16 protein-coding genes are annotated in these 17,885 nt (G+C 37.4%); 7 read left to right on the top strand and 9 right to left on the bottom strand.

Annotated features, from left to right (window positions below; genetic code table 11):
* Positions 1 to 6 precede the first annotated feature (6 nt).
* The 3 genes from ASG31_RS13260 to ASG31_RS13250 form a co-directional block, all read right to left on the bottom strand.
* Positions 7 to 648: a YiiX/YebB-like N1pC/P60 family cysteine hydrolase gene (locus tag ASG31_RS13260; RefSeq protein ID WP_082504559.1), complete on the bottom strand. Its 642-nt coding sequence runs from the start codon at positions 646 to 648 to the stop codon at positions 7 to 9.
* Entirely contained in the window at positions 626 to 1,081 is a 456-nt protein-coding gene (locus ASG31_RS13255; RefSeq protein ID WP_056033410.1) for a DUF1801 domain-containing protein, read from the bottom strand. Before ASG31_RS13255 ends, ASG31_RS13260 begins: the two co-directional genes overlap by 23 nt.
* A gap of 106 nt (positions 1,082 to 1,187) precedes the next feature.
* Positions 1,188 to 3,740: a T9SS type A sorting domain-containing protein gene (locus tag ASG31_RS13250; protein ID WP_056033406.1), complete on the bottom strand. Its 2,553-nt coding sequence runs from the start codon at positions 3,738 to 3,740 to the stop codon at positions 1,188 to 1,190.
* 265 nt (positions 3,741 to 4,005) lie between these two features.
* Between ASG31_RS13250 and ASG31_RS13245 the strand changes: the two genes are divergently transcribed.
* The 3 genes from ASG31_RS13245 to murB are packed head-to-tail and all read left to right on the top strand — an operon-like array spanning position 4,006 to position 6,721.
* A complete protein-coding gene (locus ASG31_RS13245; protein WP_056033402.1) occupies positions 4,006 to 5,205 on the top strand; it encodes a pyridoxal phosphate-dependent aminotransferase in 1,200 nt (399 codons plus the stop codon).
* A gap of 21 nt (positions 5,206 to 5,226) precedes the next feature.
* Positions 5,227 to 5,706 carry a hypothetical protein gene (locus ASG31_RS13240; RefSeq protein WP_131725553.1) on the top strand — a complete coding sequence of 160 codons (480 nt, stop codon included), beginning with the start codon at positions 5,227 to 5,229 and terminating at the stop codon, positions 5,704 to 5,706.
* A gap of 1 nt (position 5,707) precedes the next feature.
* Positions 5,708 to 6,721: a UDP-N-acetylmuramate dehydrogenase gene (gene murB / locus ASG31_RS13235; protein WP_056033396.1), complete on the top strand. Its 1,014-nt coding sequence runs from the start codon at positions 5,708 to 5,710 to the stop codon at positions 6,719 to 6,721.
* A 239-nt stretch (positions 6,722 to 6,960) separates the two neighbouring features.
* Here murB and ASG31_RS13230 read toward each other — a convergent pair whose 3' ends face one another.
* The 6 genes from ASG31_RS13230 to tsaE all read right to left on the bottom strand — a co-directional run bounded on the left by ASG31_RS13230 (position 6,961) and on the right by tsaE (position 13,022).
* A complete protein-coding gene (locus ASG31_RS13230; RefSeq protein ID WP_056034032.1) occupies positions 6,961 to 9,243 on the bottom strand; it encodes a cation:proton antiporter in 2,283 nt (760 codons plus the stop codon).
* Between the two features lie 118 nt (positions 9,244 to 9,361).
* Positions 9,362 to 10,069: a LytR/AlgR family response regulator transcription factor gene (locus ASG31_RS13225; RefSeq protein ID WP_056033392.1), complete on the bottom strand. Its 708-nt coding sequence runs from the start codon at positions 10,067 to 10,069 to the stop codon at positions 9,362 to 9,364.
* Positions 10,047 to 10,817, bottom strand: coding sequence for a histidine kinase (locus tag ASG31_RS13220; protein ID WP_082504557.1), 771 nt, complete (start codon positions 10,815 to 10,817; stop codon positions 10,047 to 10,049). The genes ASG31_RS13225 and ASG31_RS13220 overlap by 23 nt, the downstream gene beginning before the upstream one ends.
* A 72-nt stretch (positions 10,818 to 10,889) precedes the next feature.
* On the bottom strand, positions 10,890 to 11,261 hold the full coding sequence (locus ASG31_RS13215) for a hypothetical protein (protein ID WP_056033389.1): 372 nt from the start codon (positions 11,259 to 11,261) through the stop codon (positions 10,890 to 10,892).
* The gene (locus tag ASG31_RS13210) at positions 11,262 to 12,455 is read right to left on the bottom strand and encodes an alanine dehydrogenase (protein ID WP_056033385.1); all 1,194 of its coding nucleotides are present in this window, start codon (positions 12,453 to 12,455) and stop codon (positions 11,262 to 11,264) included.
* A 159-nt stretch (positions 12,456 to 12,614) separates the two neighbouring features.
* A complete protein-coding gene (gene tsaE, locus ASG31_RS13205) occupies positions 12,615 to 13,022 on the bottom strand; it encodes a tRNA (adenosine(37)-N6)-threonylcarbamoyltransferase complex ATPase subunit type 1 TsaE (protein ID WP_056033382.1) in 408 nt (135 codons plus the stop codon).
* A gap of 357 nt (positions 13,023 to 13,379) precedes the next feature.
* Here tsaE and ASG31_RS13200 point away from each other — a divergent pair, with 357 nt between their 5' ends.
* The 4 genes from ASG31_RS13200 (at position 13,380) to clpP (ending at position 17,870) form a co-directional block, all read left to right on the top strand.
* Entirely contained in the window at positions 13,380 to 14,291 is a 912-nt protein-coding gene (locus tag ASG31_RS13200; protein WP_056033379.1) for a hypothetical protein, read from the top strand.
* 218 nt (positions 14,292 to 14,509) lie between these two features.
* Entirely contained in the window at positions 14,510 to 16,477 is a 1,968-nt protein-coding gene (gene dnaG, locus ASG31_RS13195; RefSeq protein ID WP_056033376.1) for a DNA primase, read from the top strand.
* A 237-nt stretch (positions 16,478 to 16,714) separates the two neighbouring features.
* Complete coding sequence (locus ASG31_RS13190; RefSeq protein WP_056033374.1) at positions 16,715 to 17,068, top strand: hypothetical protein; 354 nt, start codon at positions 16,715 to 16,717, stop codon at positions 17,066 to 17,068.
* Between the two features lie 118 nt (positions 17,069 to 17,186).
* The gene (clpP, locus tag ASG31_RS13185; protein ID WP_056033371.1) at positions 17,187 to 17,870 is read left to right on the top strand and encodes an ATP-dependent Clp endopeptidase proteolytic subunit ClpP; all 684 of its coding nucleotides are present in this window, start codon (positions 17,187 to 17,189) and stop codon (positions 17,868 to 17,870) included.
* Positions 17,871 to 17,885 lie beyond the last annotated feature (15 nt).

Genomic DNA, 17,885 nt, shown 5'->3' with positions numbered 1-17,885 from the left:
AGATTCTTAGAGTTCTTTAATTCTAATCAATTTGTCTGAACCTGCGAGTCCGTTGGGATTACAGCCCAATTCGCCTTCGGGAACTTTCAGATTTTTTTTGTTGTAGAAATTCTGCCAGAATTCATTGGTTTTTCCGGTTTTAGGATCGATGAAAGTCATTGGTTCAAGTTTGAAAATTTGATTTTCTCTGAATGCTCTTTCAACAAAATCTGAGCAGTAGTAAGAATTTTCATCTAAAATATAATTGAAATTGTAAGGCTTACCCAGCATCAAATCTGCCTTTCCCAAAGCATTTGGAATAATTTTCTGAAATTCAGGTTTCAAACGGTAGACTACAATATTTTGCTGATCTTTCTTCTGATCTTTAATGAAATCTTTCAGATTCTGTCTGTTTGATCCGTTCTCAGGAGATGCGTGAAGAACAGAATATTGACCGTTTTTAATCTCTAAAATTCCGATGTGATCAAATTTTTCGGTTTCCTTTTTCTGTGTGACATTATTAATCGCTCCTGATAAACCAGAATTTTTTGCCGTTACAAAAAGCAAATCACCATTTTTTAAATCCGATTTCAGATTGGAAGCACAACTGATTACTGAAAAAATCAGAATTAAAACAGCAAAAAGCTTAACGTTTAAGATTTTTCTCATAAAGCTCGATCCAGTTTTGTACAGTCATTTTTTTGCTCAGTTCGCAAATCAGTTCAAAAGGAATTTCATTCATATTCTTAAATCTCACGCAGGATTTTCCCATATCCAGTTTTCTTTTTGAATGTTTCGGGAATTCTTCAGTAAACCAATTTAAAAGCTCGGGATCTGCATACATTCCCATGTGGTAGAGTGCGATAAAATTCTTCTGAGACGCTAAACTCAGGAAAGGAAGAGGAGTTCCTGGCGTACAGTGATACCCGGAAGGATAAGTCTCCAGAGGAACACTCCAGTTCATCATGCCGCTGCTCAAGGTTTCTTCAAAGCCCTTAGGTAAATTTTCTCTGATGGTGTTGTATAATTTTCTGAATACAACCTGTCTCTCCTCAGGAATTTTTAATAGATATTCTTCTACAGAATTAGCCGGAATTTGCATTGCTGATATTTTTTTTCAAATAAACAAAAATTTAGATAAATCTAAAAATAAAAACGGCTGTACAGTTTCTGTGCAGCCGTTTGAAATAATAATTCAAAAATATTTTTTATTTTTTAATGACTTTCACGCTTTTTTGCGATCCGTCCTTGAATTTAAGATTTAAAATATATAATCCTCCATTAAGATCACTCAAATTAATCTGCTGACCAGGATTTTCAATTGTTTTAAGAGTTCTTCCCGCAACGTCACTTACTTTTACTGTTGTAACATCTTTGAAATCTGAGATGTTGATAATGTCACTGAATGGGTTTGGATAAACCTTCACAGTGTTCAGCTTAGCGTTGGTCTCGGATGTACTTAGATTGGCACTTTCCACAACAAAGTTATCAACATGGAAATCGTAATCCGGAGTATCGTTCACTGTTCCGTCTGTTCCATAGAATGCGAATACTGTATTGGCACTGTTATATCCTACCAGATCAAAAGTATAAGTGGTTGAAGTATTTGAAGGTGTGTTTGCAGTATTCCAGGTTTGTAAAGATGTCCAGGTAGTTCCTCCGTCGTTAGACACTAAGAACTGCACATTGTCATCAGAACCCATTGCAGAAGATGATGTGTTATTGTAACCAGTTAATCCATAATCAAATTTAACTCTGAACCCTCCTCCGGTTAGGTTAAAAGGTGTTGTCTTTAGCCATCCTGTTCTGTTTACATCATAAAGATTTATTCTCATTGAATTCACAGATCCCGTGTTAAGGAATCCACCGGAAACCCAATAAACTGTCGTACCTGTTGGAGGTACTGTAGGTGAGCCGCCAGAGATATTATTGGCCCAGCAGTTACCAGGGATTGTACTGAAATCATTGGTGTAAGGAGGCAGCACTGCACCGCAGAGTGTGTTAAATGTACCTACATAAGACCAGGTGCTTTTGTTGGCAGCTCCACAAGATGAACGCATCCAGAGATAATAGGTTGTAATAGAATTGAGACCAGGAATCACTGCCGTAGTATTTCCTGCAGCAACAGAACCTGAAGGGGTTGTAGCAGCCACTGGCGCCGTATTTACAGTAGAATAATAATATTCATACCCATTGGCAGGTGCAGATGCAGGTGCAGTCCAGCTGGCAGTTACACTGTTGGCAGAAACAGCAGAAGTGCTGATCGCCGTTGGTGGGAAACATGCTGGAAGAGGCTCCCAAACAACATCATCCCAATAGTATCCCTTGCCGTCTGCAGTGTTTCGCACAGCCAATCTGGCATTTGCCGGCACAGTAGATGGTACAATTACAGTATATTCCGGGTTAGTGCTGGTATAGTTTGTATTAGAAATACTCAATGCCTTAAGCAATACAAAAGTACTCGCATCCGTTGGATTGGTTACATATCCTACATTTAAAGTACCGGTTGCTGCACTTACTCTTGCCTTTAATTTTAGCCAGTGTGTGCCTGCATTTACATTGCTGAATTCTGGTAAAACAACAGTACTCGGTATTTGTACGGTTGACGTTGTCTGATATATGTTTCTCGTTCCGGAAGCTGGAGTTGTTGAGCTGATTGACATTGTGCCGTTAACAAAATTTCTTACCCAGCAATCTGGTACAATGGCACTTGCTGCGTAAGAATCAAAATTTTCAGAAAGCGAAGTCATTGGTCCGCACGCTGTTTTAAAAGTGCCGCCGAAAGACCATGCGCTCTGTGAAGTTGCCGTACTGCAGTTAGTTCTTACCCAGTAGTAATAATTGGTGTTTGAAGCTAAACTTCCTATCGTCTGGCTGGTTCCGCTTACAGCTGGGTAAGTAGGAGTTGTGGATGCCGTAGGTATTGTATTGGATGTACTGTGGTATACATCATAAGTTACACCGCCGGCAGCTGCTGCCCATGAAACTAAAGCTGAATTGGGTGTAATGCTTGCAGGAGCCTGCAGTACAGGTGGTACACAAGTTGAATAAGCATCCGCTGAAAATGCGAAAATATTTGGATATCCGGCTAAACTATTTGTTTTTGTAATTGTTACGCTTTGAATAAATTTAGTCTGATTTGCAGCATCAATCGTAATGGCAGATTGGTACATTCTGGGGTTTGTTCCCCCTGCAGCATCTAATCCATCACTATTTCTGTTAATTCTACCAAGTCCCTGAACCGCAAAGTTTGATCCACCATACCAATCATCAATAGAAATTCCTGTAGCTTGCTGGTTGGTGCCGTCAGAGAAGTTGATAGTTACAGTCAGCACAGACAATGCACTTCCGCTTGTGGAAAGCATGTAAAGAACCGTTGCCTGCTTAGGTGTGGTGAAAGTTATTGTGCTTGTAGGACTTGCATTGGATAATCTTAAAGAATTAGGAGAATTGAGATTCCCTAACTGATAAGTTAATCCGGGAGTGGATGCTACCGCTGTACTGATTATTCCGTTCACAGGAACTCCGTAAGTGATGGCTGTACTTGTTGCTGTTGCCAAGAAATCTTTTGCAACAAAAGTGTAAGAATCACCATCAAGGATACCGGTAGTGGAATTTAATGCGGGACCTGTTCCGTTTGCAATTACATCCTCATTGAAGCCTGTAGCAATTGGCATTGTCTGATAGTTCTGTGCAAATGTCAGGGAGCTTACCGCAATACCCAAGACACCCAGCACACGAGCCGGTTGAAATTTGTTCATAAAATATAGTTTAATAAGTTTGATGTAAAACTAAGAAATATCTCAATACAACAAGGTTTGAAAATAAATATTTTTTAAATATTTTTGATTATCTGTTTCGAATAGACAAATTGTAATCTTTTGCACTGATAAAAAAGTTTGTTATAATGATTTATTAACAGTTTTGTCATAATTTCTATGTGAAGCATTGTATATATGGTTTTGGCTATTTTAAATTGAAGCAAGACAAAATAATTTGCTATTTTTGCCATACAAAATCCAAACAATGCCTAATATCTCAAACAGAGCTCAGAATATGCCGGCTTCACCGGTTAGAAAATTAGTTCCATTTGCCCAGAAAGCAAAACAGAAAGGTACTAAAGTATATCACCTAAACATCGGTCAGCCAGACATAGAAACTCCTGAAACTGCACTGAATGCTTTAAAAAATATTGACCTTAAGGTATTAGAGTATGCCCTTTCCGAAGGAAATTTAGAATACAGAACTGCACTGAGAGATTATTATCATTCATTAGATTTCACAGATCTTACAGCAGATAATTTTATTGTAACCAATGGGGGGTCTGAAGCTTTGAATTTTGCTATTTCCACGCTGTGTGATGATGGGGATGAAGTAATAATTCCTGAACCATATTATGCCAATTACAACGGTTTTACAAGCACTTTCAATGTAAATGTTGTAGCTGTTCCATCAACTATTGATACGGGTTTTGCCCTTCCTCCAATTGAAGAATTTGAGAAAAAAATCACAGCGAAAACAAGAGCCATCGTTATCTGCAACCCTGGAAATCCCACCGGATATCTTTACACCCGTGAAGAACTTCAGAAACTGGCAGAAATTGCTGTTAAATATGATATCGTTGTAATCTCTGATGAGGTATACAGAGAATATGTGTATGACGGAAAACAGCAGATATCAATGTTAGAATTTCCAGAGCTTGCAGAAAACTGCATAATCATCGATTCTGAATCTAAAAGATATTCGATGTGTGGCGTAAGAATAGGCTGTCTGGTTACCCGTTCAAAAAAAATACACGATGCAGCTATGCTTTTTGCGCAGGCAAGATTAAGTCCGGTACTGTTGGGGCAGATTGCAGCTACGGCAGCACACCAGAATGACGGCGCATACATAAGAGCTGTAAGAGAAGAATATACACACAGAAGAAATGTTTTGGTTGAAGCATTAAATGCAATTCCCGGAGTGATCTGTCCTAAACCGAAAGGTGCATTTTACTGCGTTGCAGAGCTTCCTGTAGATGATACAGAAATTTTTGCCCAGTGGCTTTTAGAAAAATATACCAACAAAGGTGAAACAATTATGGTTGCGCCGGCGGGAGGTTTCTATTCTGATCCCGAATTAGGTAAAAAACAGGTGAGAATTGCCTACGTTCTTAAAGAGCAGGATCTTCGCAGAAGTGCTGAGATTTTGAGAGATGCCCTTGAAAAGTACAATCAGGATAAATAATTTTTGATTCAAAAAAAAACAATGTCAGCAATAAAAATATCAGGTTTGAATATCTTCTTTCCAGTATTTTTACTGCTGATTTTTTCGTGCTCTAAACCTTCAGAAAAAACGGGTAAGTCTAAAGGTGAAGAGACTTTCGAGTACATTATATTATCTGAAGTGGGTGGCATGGGCGGTCACTACAAAAACATAAAAGTTACTCAGGATTCTGTGATTCTTACTACTGGAAATACGATGACTAACAGAAATCAGACATGGAATAAAGCCCTGAGTACAAAAGATAAAACCGAACTTTTCGGACAGCTGAAAATCAATCAGCTTGCATTTATCAAAAGCTCTGAAAGTCTGCAGGCTGCGGATGGTGTTGACGAAACTTTTCAGGTGAAAACCAGCCGTACTTCCTACGTTTTTGTAAACGCGTACAATGACGGGTACAATTACAGACAGCTCGCAAATTTTAAAGCAAAACTCGCAAAAATAATTCCGGAGAAATACCGATAGTATGACAGAACATTTTTCATTAAAACCTTTTAATACTTTTGGTGTAGAAGCAAAAGCAAGATATTTTGCCGAAGTGAATTCCCAGGAAGAATTAACTCAAGCACTCAGACACTCCAGCGCTCAGACGCTCAAATTACTTTTTCTTGGCGGCGGAAGCAATCTTTTATTCACAAAAGATTTCGATGGTCTGGTGATTAAATTAAATTTAAAAGGAATTACTGAAGAGGTTTTAAATGAAAATCAAGTGCTAGTCACGGCTCAGGCAGGCGAAAACTGGCACCATTTCGTTTTGTACTGCTTAAATAAAAACTATGGCGGACTTGAAAATCTTTCTTTAATTCCGGGAAATGTAGGCACTTCGCCGATGCAGAATATCGGAGCATACGGAACGGAAATTAAGGATGTTTTCGTAAGCTGTAAAGTTTTAAATCAGGAAACTTCAGAAACTGAAATTTTCAATCTTGAAAAATGCAGATTTGGTTACAGAGATTCTGTTTTTAAGCAGGAAGGGAAAGGTAAATATGTCATTTTAGAGGTTACTTTTAAGTTAACGTTAAAAAATCACGCAATCAAAACCGAATACGGTGCAATAAAAACTGAACTCGAAAACCTGGGAATCGAAAATCCCACCATTCAGGACGTTTCCAAAGCGGTGATCAACATCAGACAGAGCAAACTTCCAGATCCGAAAGTGATGGGTAACGCGGGAAGTTTCTTTAAAAATCCCACCATTCCGTTGGTTCAGTTTGAAGATTTAAAATTAAAATTTGAAAACATTCCGGGATATCCCAATGGTGATTTTGTAAAAGTTCCTGCCGGCTGGCTAATCGAGCAGTGTGGCTGGAAGGGAAAACAGACCGGAAATGTTGCTTCACACAGACTTCAGGCTCTGGTGATTGTCAACGCAACGGGAAATGCCACAGGAAAAGAGATTTACGATTTTTCAGCCCAGATTATAGATTCTGTAAGAGAAAAATTCGGAATTGATCTTGAAAGAGAGGTTAATATACTTTAAGAGTCTGTTTAAATTTTTATCAGAAAAATATTTATGGTTCAAAAACTCTTCAGCAAGCTCATAGTGAGACTGTTTAATTTAGTGATTCGTATTGGATTTGTTAGTCTGAGCCTGTCGAAGATTAAATTAGTCAAACCATAAACCGATATATTCAAACTGTTTTGATAATCTTTAAACAGGTTCTAAAATAAACATAAAGAATCCCGGTTTCAAAATTTACGAAACAGGGATTTTTATTTTTAAGGATTTGAAATTATCAATGTTGAAGGGATATCAGAAAGCCACAGACTCTTGGATTCAATCAATCCGCGCCAGCTTTTTTTGCTGATGAGCATTAGATCCTGACTGTCCAGAAATTCTTTTTCAATCTTTTTTTCGTTGTATAAAGTAATGTGGTTGGGTGCAACCTGTTCGATGCTTCTGATGAGTTCTTTCACTTCAATATTGTTCCGGATCTGGCCGGCAACATCCAGAATGATAATCTGAGAATTGTTGTTGTTAATAAGTCTTTTCGCATATTCAAGCAGATAAAAATCACTCAGGTTAAACATAGGAATAAAAACCCGGTCTGCCGATGTAAAATCTTTTTCAACCAAAACCCCTACCGGAATTTGGGTGTTGTCTAAAATCTGTAAAGTAGAATCGTCAAAAGGAGAATTATTAAAAATGTTGCTCTTGCCTTTTACGGTGTTGAGTAATTTTTCGGGATTGATGATTTTTGTGGTGAAACCCAAAAGCCGCCCCAGCAAACTGCCTTCATACATTGATTTTCCGAGCATTATCAGAAGCAAATCGTAATTTCCTCTGTTGGTAATGTTTGTTAAATCATTTTCAATATCTGTTGAAGCCTTGAAGAGCGTAGTAACTTCGAGATCTAATTCCTCAGAAGTTTCAATCACATTTTTAAACTGTTCGTTCTCAAAATTATCAATATCAAAAGGGTGGAGCTCATCTACAGGAGCGATATTCATTGCCGTTACACTTTTGTTTCCGTTCATTTTCCGGGTAAAATTATCGGCAAGTTTCAGCAGCGTACTTCCGGATTGCGGTGTTTCAAAAGACAGAAGAACTCTGTATTTCGCCATGTTTTCATCAGAATCTTCCTCTTCCAGAGATGATTTTTTTCCTTTAAAGAAATAATTAATGAGATCAAGACAGGGCCCCGTCATAAAAGTGGTAAAAAGCGCCATAATAACCAGCATTGCGAAAAGTTCGGGACCTAAAACGCCCAAATCGTAACCAATATTTAAAACAATCAGTTCCGTTAAACCTCTCGTATTCATCAGGGCGCCAATTGTAAGACTGTCTTTCCAGTTGAGCTTGAGGAATTTTGCCGTTAAAGCACTTCCCACAAATTTTCCAATGACGGCTGTAAGAATAATGAATCCACCGATTTTCCAGAGATGAGGATCATTAAGCAAACCAATCTGCGTTCTCAAACCTGTAAAAACAAAGAATAACGGAAGAAGTAAAACCAAAGCAACATCTTCTATTTTTTCGATAAACAGATTTCTGAATTTCACATTTTCAGGCATAATCGCGCCTGCCATAAAGGCTCCGAAAAGCGCGTGAATTCCTATAACTTCTGTGGCGTAAGAGGAAATAATCAAAATTAAAAAGAAAACCGCCACTAAACCTTTGCTGATGAATCCTTTTCCTTTCTGAGACTCCGCAATTCTGTGCAGGAACGGTCTTACGGCTTTTATCATTATAAAAACATAAACCACTGCCATAATAATCACAAAAACTGATCCTGAAAATGATCCTGCTTTTACCACAGCAATTACTGCCGCCAAAATGCACCACGCCGTGATGTCGTCTGCAGCAGCACAGGTGATGACCACGGTTCCGATTTTTGTTTTGTGTAAATTTCTTTCCTGAACGATCCTTGCCAGAACGGGAAATGCTGTGATACTCATCGCAATGGCAATAAATAAAGCGAATGAACTGAACTGAATTCCATCAGGCGCAAACTCTTTATAAATAAAATAAGACAGCCCGACTCCCAATGCAAAAGGGATAATTATACTTGCGTGACTGATGACTACTGCATCGTGTGCTTTTTTTCTTAAAACGCTCAAATCCAGTTCCATTCCTACGATGTACATAAAGAGAATCAACCCGATTTGGCTTAAAAACTGTAAATTTCCCAGGGATTCTTTCGGGAAAATAAATGCTGAAAGTTCAGGGAAATACAATCCGAAAAGAGATGGGCCCAGCACAATTCCTGCAATCATTTCACCAATTACAGAAGGCTGTTTCAGTTTCATGCAAATCCAGCCGAATAATTTGGCAACCATAATGATGGTGACAATCTGAGCCAGTAAAAGCGCCAAAGGATGATGCAGATTAACCAGAAATGAATCTGAGAAATTCTCCCACATGGTAGCTCCGGTCGCTCTTTCTGCAGGAATATTCTGTCCGGTTTCCAGCGTTTTTCCCTCTATGAAAAACCAGTACATCACGCACGAGAAAAAGATAATTGTTGCTACATAAAAAATGATGTTTCTGTATTTCGCCATTTTCAAAATCATTAATATGACAAAGGTGAGAAGAAAATAGAAATGATGATACGGGATTTTCTTTAAATGTAATAAACGCAGGCAATTCTGCAGTGAAATTTAAAATTGTGATATCCGCTTACTTTGCGACCATTTCCATCAGAGAATTTCTGTACGTTTCACCAATGTGAAGTTTCAAAAACTGATGTTCTTCTGTTTGAACTGTGGTAATAATTTCGCTGGTTGTCAAAAATTTTATAGAAGAAAGTGCAACGATTTCTTTTTTGTTAACCTGCGCAAAGTCTTTTGAAGGCAGCATTTCAAGAAGGGATTTGAAATTCAGATTTTTTAAGACGATTACCGTGCCGTCAATCAGAAGAATCTCTTTGTCGCGGCTGTCGATTTCAGAAGTTTTGATATATGCGATCTGCTCTGTAAAAATCGTTGATTTGCCAATGTTTGTATTCCATTCTATGAAATATTTTTTTGCAGCTGATAAAAGCTGTGCGGCTTTCTCAAACGCCTGAGCCAGTCTTTCTTTTCTGATGGGTTTTCGCACATAATCCACCACATTCAGATCAAAAGCTTCGGCTGCATATTCTTTGTAAGCAGTGGTAAAAATAATTTTTTTGGAATGTGAGATCTGTTCGGCAACCTGCAGTCCGGTCATTCCAGGCATTTCAATGTCTAAGATGCAGAGGTTGCAGTCTATATTTTCAATTTCGCTGAGGAATATTTTCGGATCATTAAAAGCTTTTACAACTTCCACATTTTCAATTTGTTCGCATAGAAGTTTCAAATAGCTTATCGCCAGTAATTCATCGTCAAGAATAACGCATTTTATCATAGAATCCGCCTAAATTAATTGTAAGTTCTGCTGTGAAGATACCGTTTTTTGAGCTTTTTTCCAGGGTGTAAAAAGTATTGTAAATCAATTTAAGTCTCTGATCTAAAGACTGACTTCCGAAGCCGCTGTGATCTTTGTGAAGAACATTTTTAAGCGAAGCTTTATTGCTCACTTTCATCGAAAATATTCCGTTACTGAGCTCAAGACTGATTAAAATAAACGAATCCTGTGCTAAAAAATCGGTGTGTTTAAAGGCGTTTTCAATTAAATCTACAGAAATTAACGGGGCAAAAACTTTTTCTTCAAAAACAGAATCAGACTTGTCTATTTTAGATTTTATTCTGAAATCGAACAGTGGATTTACCTTAATTTTATTGATTTCGATGAGGCTTAACGCAAAATTCAGCTCTTCTTTCGGGCTCACAAATTTGTTGTTGCTTTCGTATAAAATATAATCCAGAACATTGGCCAGTTTATCAAGCGACATGTACGTCTGGTACGCGTGTGACTGAACAGAATTGAGGATGTTTTTAAACAGGTGAGGATTGAGTTTGGTCCCGATATGTTCAAGCTGAACTTCATTCAGCCTGCTCTGAATCATCCTGTTGTTTTCAGAAAGTTTTGCATTTTTAATTTTCAGTCTTTGGTTAAGGCTGATGAGATAAACAGAAACCGCAACAAGCAGGAATAAGGCAAAAACTGCTGAGAAAATCACGTAATCATGAATCAGATTGTAGTTGCCGTCCATTTCAAATTTTTTTTTTATCTGAAACTACAAATATTAATATTTGAGATTCCTGCGTTTATTGCTTTAATATTTTTATCTAAGCTTTTTTAAAGAATTTAAAACCGCATTTTCTTCACATTTATCAAATGTAATTTCATATCTGGGTTTTTTTTCAGGATAGGTCATCAGGTAGCTGGGACATGGTTTTTGCTGGGCTTTACTTCGTTCGAAATCTATCTTTCCTAAAGTGATGATGCTGTCTTTTAAGAATTTTTCATTTACTTTCAAAGTATTCATTTCAGTTTTGAAACTTTCAGAATATTTAAAATCTTTAGACAAAGTTTCGGCGATTACACGGCTGTTTGGGAGGTATCCGCTGCAGCTGGCGCCTTTTTTATTCAGCACAAAAAATACAACAATCAATCCGGGAATAAGCCCGAATGCAAAAAATTTGATTTTTCTCATTTAGAAAATTAAAAGATTGATATCATGATACGTAAGCCCAAAACGGTCACAAATCACTTTTTTAGTATGACGGCCTTTGTACATGTAAAGGCTCTGTTTCATTTCATTTTTACGGAGAAGCATGTTTTCGAAACCACCTTCTTCGTCGTAATTTAAAATATAGGAAAGAAAGAAATTAGAAATTGCTTTTGTAGTGGTTCTCGGCATTTTTGACGTTAGATTCGGAAGTCCACAGTGAATGACGCCGTGTTTTATGATGTAAGGATCTTCCATCGTGGTCAGTTCGGAAGTTTCTATCACTTTGCCGTTATCAATGGTGATGTCTATGATGACGGTTCCTTTTTTCATTTTAGCAACCATTTCTTCGGTTACAATCGGGGTCATATTCATTCTGGGAAGAGCTCCTATTACCACATCAGCACGTCTTAATGCTTTTTTAAGTTCTTTGGGATCAATAATAGAGGTGGGAACTCTGCTGTCTACCAAAGTGTGAAGTCTGCGTAATTTTGACAGTGAATTATCAAAAACTCTCACGCTTGCACCAAGGCCGATTGCCGCTTTTGTAGCAAATTCTCCCACAATTCCTGCACCGATGATTACTACTTCTGTAGGTCTTACACCAGTAATCCCGCCCAGCATGAGGCCGTTTGAAAGTGCTAAAAGTTCAGAAGCATATAAGATGGAGACGGTGCCCGCAATTTCACCGATTAACCGTACCAAAGCCAGCTGTTTGTATTCATCAGAAATAAACTCAAAAGCGATGGCATTAACCTTCTTTTCGGCCAGTCTGCAGAAATAATCTTTATCTCTTAAGTTAATCTGCAAAGCTGAAACGAGGTAAGTGTTCGGCTTGAAATATTCAATTTCTTCGTCTGTGGGAGGGTTTATTTTCAGCACCAAATCCTGACTGAATGCCTCTTTCGCATCATTGGTAATTCTGGCACCCGATTCAGAATACTGAAGGTCTGTGAAAAAAGATCCCTGTCCGGCACCGGATTCTATAATGATCTCGTGGCCGTGCTCTACCAAAACCTGCACAGCATCGGGAGTTATACACGTTCTCCTTTCATTCAGACATGTTTCTTTAGGAATTCCTATGCTGAATTGTTTTCCTTTTTTGATGACTTCGAGTTTTTCTTCTTTTGGCATCAGTTCTTCCTCGGTAAACGGGGTGAAAATATTGGTGGTGCTCATTTTTAAGGATGAATTTTTGACGGAATATTTTAAATATCAATCGGTTTCACAGGGCAAATATACAGATTAAGTTGCTGATGGCAATTGGCTTTTTGCTACTGTCTTCAAATCAGCATTTTAAATATAAAAATAAAGTATAGAATAATTAAAGACAATTAATTAATGGAAAGAGACGGTTCTGCTTTCGCCGTTATTTTCAATATTCATCGTGTGAAAACCGAATCCGTCGAGTTCTTCTTCATACACTTCAGGCCACTCGATGATGCATAGAAAAGAGTTGTCCAGATATTCATCTATACCGATGTCATACACTTCTTCAATGTTTTTCAGGCGGTAAAGATCAAAATGAAATATTTTGCCTTTTGGAGTGTTGTATTCATTTACAATTGAATATGTGGGAGAATTCACTTCATCAAAGCTGCCAAAATTTTTAACTAAAATCTGCGTGAAAGTAGTTTTTCCGGCGCCTAAGTTTCCTTTCAGTAAAAGAATATTCTGTTTCAATTCTGGCAAAATTTCGTCTACCACATCCTGCCACTGTTCTAAATTTCTGATCTCGAAATGCATTGAATTTTTTTGAGTCTGTAAAATTAGTAAACGTTTCAGATAACACTGATAAAATTTCGTGACATTCTGCAGAAAATTTGAACCTCTGACGGCGAAATTATCTAATTGTCAAATTGTTGTCAATAATTAATTATTATTACTCGTAGGTACCACAATTTTTTATTATCAATTTGTTTTTGATAAAATATCAGAATAAATTATATTTTTAAATTAATAAAATATGTATTTTATTATTTAATTTATCAATCATATTACAATTAATTATTAAAATAATTAAATAATATTTAAATTTTTATTAAATTTTTTCAAAATTTATCATTTTTAATTTTTATATTTGAGTAACTAAAAACCGCAACAATGAAAAATTCATTAATTCTAGGCATCTTTATGAATGCCATTCTTCATGGGCAGGTGGGAATCAATACTACAGCGCCTGTTACCACACTGCAAATTGATAAAAATACCACCAGCACTACTGCTACAGTAGAAGGCTTGATGATTCCGCGTTTATCGGGAAACGATATTTTCGGTATGCCCGTCGTTGCTGGGGCTTCGATGGAGTCTAATCTAGTGTATGCAACTTCGCCCGCATCACTGGCCAACCAAGTTGGCGTAGGTGTGAACCTCAAAAGTAAAGGATATTATTACTGGGACGGCAGCGTTTGGGTCACCATAGGGAGTTCTACTACCTTTAATAATCTTCTTGCTTTTGTAAAACCTATGAATATGCTTCTGAATGATGTAGACACATATGCTTACAGCTCCACTGCGTTTACTGTTCCTTCGGCTCCCAAACTCAAGCTTTTTGACTGCAGTTATGCAGCTCCCGTAGATTTTATCATTGAGAATAATCCGCTGTCTGGAACCCCGAACTTTTTTGTCATCTGGGATAATGCCAACTCAAAAATTAATGTTCCGCAGCAGCTGCTGGGAAATGTAATGACTATCAATGTTTCTTTGAAATATGCAGAAACAACATCCAATTCTGATGCTTCAAGATTTGTGGCCTACACAGGTAATGCAGTGTATAATTCTTCTTTGGGTACTGTATCCGGTGGCACAAAAATAAAAGATCTGATGTTTAAGAAAACAAAAACAAGTGGTTTTACTACTGTACGTGATGAGCTGGTGCTTTCGCCAATTATTATTACACAGGATATCATTAATTACGGTATTAAACTTTATCTGGGTAGCGGGGATTCCAGCAATTTAAGTTATTATGAACCGGTACTTACTATTGATTACGGCGTGGTAAACACAACTTTATAACAGAATCTGAAAAAAAAGATTACCCTGAAGTTATGGCAGATCATCGTTTGGTCTGCCGTTTTTTTATGAATTTTACACAAACTGTTCTTTTACAGGCAGTTTATTTGCACGGATATTTACTTTAATGGCTGCTTCTTTAAGCTGATAATTAAGAAGAGTTTTGCTTAAATTAATAATTGCTGTAGATCAAATTAGCGAATTTCAGTACTTTTGTTCTGATGATTTCAAAACAGACGATAGATAAGATATTTTCCACGATCCGCGTAGAAGAGATAGTGGGAGAATATGTGCAGCTGAAAAGAGCGGGATCCAATTTTAAAGGGTTGAGTCCGTTCCATGAAGAAAAATCGCCGAGCTTTGTAGTATCTCCAAGTAAACAGATCTGGAAAGATTTCTCAACAGGGAAGGGTGGTACAGCGATTTCTTTTTTAATGGAAATCGAAAATTTCACTTACCCTGAGGCACTTCGCCACGCAGCCAAAAAATACGCCATTGAAATTGAAGAAGACCGCCAGGAATTCTCCGAAGAAGCCAAAATTGCACAAACGGAAAGAGATATTCTCTATAAAATAAATGAGATTGCCAATGATTATTTCCAGAATATTTTGTGGGAAAATGAAGAGGGAAGGTCCATTGGTTTGTCTTATTTCAGGGAGCGTGAGCTGAAAGATGAGATCATCAGAAAGTTTCAGTTGGGATATTCTCCTGAGAAGAAAAATTCTTTTACAGAATATGCTTTAGAAAAGGGTTATTCAAAAGAAATATTAGAAAAATCAGGACTTTCAATATTTCCGGAAAATTCACCGGCAGGCATCGACCGTTTCCGTGAAAGGGTGATGTTTCCAATCCACAGTTTTTCGGGAAGGGTCTTGGGATTTGGAGCCAGAATTCTGAAAAATAACGTAAAAACTGCCAAATATCTCAACTCTCCGGAGACGGAAATTTATCACAAATCAAATGTTCTTTATGGCTTAAACCAAAGTAAGCAGGCGATTTCGAGAAAAAATGTATGCCTTTTGGTGGAAGGTTATATGGATGTGATTTCGCTTCATCTTTCGGGAATAGAAAATGTGGTGGCGAGCTCAGGAACTTCTTTAACCACGGAGCAAATTAAGCTTATCAAAAGACTTACGGAAAACGTAACGATTTTGTTTGATGGCGATAATGCGGGAATCAAAGCGAGTTTCAGAAGCATTGATATGCTTTTGGCGGAAGGGATGAACATCCGTGTTCTACTATTTCCAGAAGGCGACGACCCTGATTCCTTTGCCAGAAAACATCCTCAGGAATACGTTGAAAAATTCATAGAAAAAGAAGCGACAGATTTTATCGATTTCAAAGCTGAAATTCTTCTTAAAGATGCCGGCAATGATCCGATCAAAAAAGCAGATGCCATCCGAAACATCGTAAAGTCGGTTTCTTTTGTGCAGAATGCTTTGAAAAAAGAGGTTTATCTGAAGGAAGTTTCCAATAAATTTGGTCTTTCTGAGCAAAGTTTGTTTAATGAGCTTGATATTCAGAAGCAGCTTACGCAACATCAGACACAGCACAGTCAAAGACAAAATGAAGCTGCAGCTCCGGTAAAACTTGAAGTCGTGCCACAACAGGCTCCACTGGAAGATTCGGTTCAGTTTAATATTATCCATCAGGAAAATAAGCTTATTGAAACGATGTTGATGTTTGGCGATATGGTTCTGGAAAGACTGGATGCCGATCAGGTAAAATATCAGATTACCGTCATTGAAGAAATTCTGCATCATTTTGAGGATGAAAATTATGAATTTCAGATTCCTACCAATCAGAAAATTATAGAAAATATCAAGATTGGAATTGAGAATGAGGAGATACGTTCAGGAGATTTTTTTATGAAGCTGATGGATGAAGATATTACCCTTAAAGTAGCTGATGCACTGATGTCTCCCGATGAACTCAGCGACTGGTCAACCAGAAATATTTTTCCGCCAACCATTGGCGATCATCTTGCTGATGAAGTTGAGGCCAATATTCTGATTCATAAATATTATTACGTTCATCTTCTGATCAGAAAACTGACAGCAGAGCTTGAAAACCATCGTGAAAATAATCCCACAGCCTATTTTGATTCAATAAAAAAGATCATGATGCTGACAGAATTTTCAAGACAACTGGCTGCAAAGCTGGAGTGGTCGCCGGTTACAAAGATATAGTAAATTCGTAGTATTTTTTTTCGTATTAATTATCTGTAAGACAGTATTTTATAATATTTAATACAATTCTATATTCAGAAAAAATCAGTTAGCATGTTTAAAATTGTCAGTTTGTATTTGATATTTGCTGTATGCACACTGCAAAGTTGCACAAGCCCATCAGAAAGGCGCTTTTCCGGCTATCGGAATAATTTTTATGATTCCATAAAAAAATATCAAGCTGTAGAATTTGATTTTATGTACGACAATTTACTTCCTCAGAAATCTTATCTTGTGAACGGAAAAGTGAAATTCCTGGTTCTAAAATCCAGCGGTGAACTTTGTGACAGCGAAAAAATGTACATATTTGATCTGAAAACGGATTCTCTAATTCAAAAGGTTGAGAGATCAGAATGCTACGAAACTGCAGACAGATTGAAAAAAAGCAGTGATATTATTTTTGTAAGAACTAAAGAGACTACAGAGCAGTTTTATGATAATGGTATGATAATGAAGACCGAAAATGCTGACAGTGATTTTACACACAATGAAAACATCACAAAAATAAAAACTACTACAGAAAAAGCTTTCAAAAAAGATCAGTTAAGATGAATAAAAATCACTTTTCTTCATAAAATTTTATTTAAAATTTTCACTTTCTGCCATAATGTCCTTACATTTGTTTGGAACGAAATTAGTCACTCAAAAGAAAAAGATAATTTAATTACCTATGGATATTAAAAAAGAATTCAGAGATTTCTCTGTAAAACATTTAGGAAACAGTGGTCTTGCGACCGATCAGTATATGGGAATGTACGGCCCGACTAACCTTACGCCATATATCATGGAAGAAAGAAGATTAAACGTTGCCCAGATGGACGTTTTCTCACGTTTGATGATGGACAGAATTATCTTTCTTGGGACAGGAATCGATGATCAGGTAGCCAATATTGTTACTGCTCAGCTTTTGTTTTTAGAAAGTTCAGATTCTGCAAAGGATATTCAAATCTACATCAACTCTCCAGGTGGAAGCGTTTATGCAGGTTTGGGAATTTATGATACGATGCAGATCATTAAGCCGGACGTTGCCACCATCTGTACCGGAATTGCTGCTTCCATGGGAGCTGTACTTTTGGTAGCCGGAGAAAAAGGAAAGCGTTCTGCTTTGAAACACTCAAGAGTGATGATTCACCAGCCAAGCGGTGGTGCACAGGGTGTAGCTTCAGATATGGAAATCAACTTAAGAGAGATGTTGAAACTGAAAAAAGAACTGTACGACATTATTTCTGAGCATTCCGGACAAACTTACGAGTGGGTAGAGAAAGCATCAGACAGAGATTACTGGATGACTTCTACTGAAGCCAAAGAATTTGGAATGGTAGATGAGGTTTTACAGAGATCGAAAGAAAAATAGTTTTACTTTGAAAAT

This window comes from Chryseobacterium sp. Leaf404, from assembly GCF_001424145.1.
In the GTDB taxonomy this organism is placed as follows: domain Bacteria; phylum Bacteroidota; class Bacteroidia; order Flavobacteriales; family Weeksellaceae; genus Chryseobacterium.
This window is presented reverse-complemented; position numbering and strand designations above follow the sequence as displayed.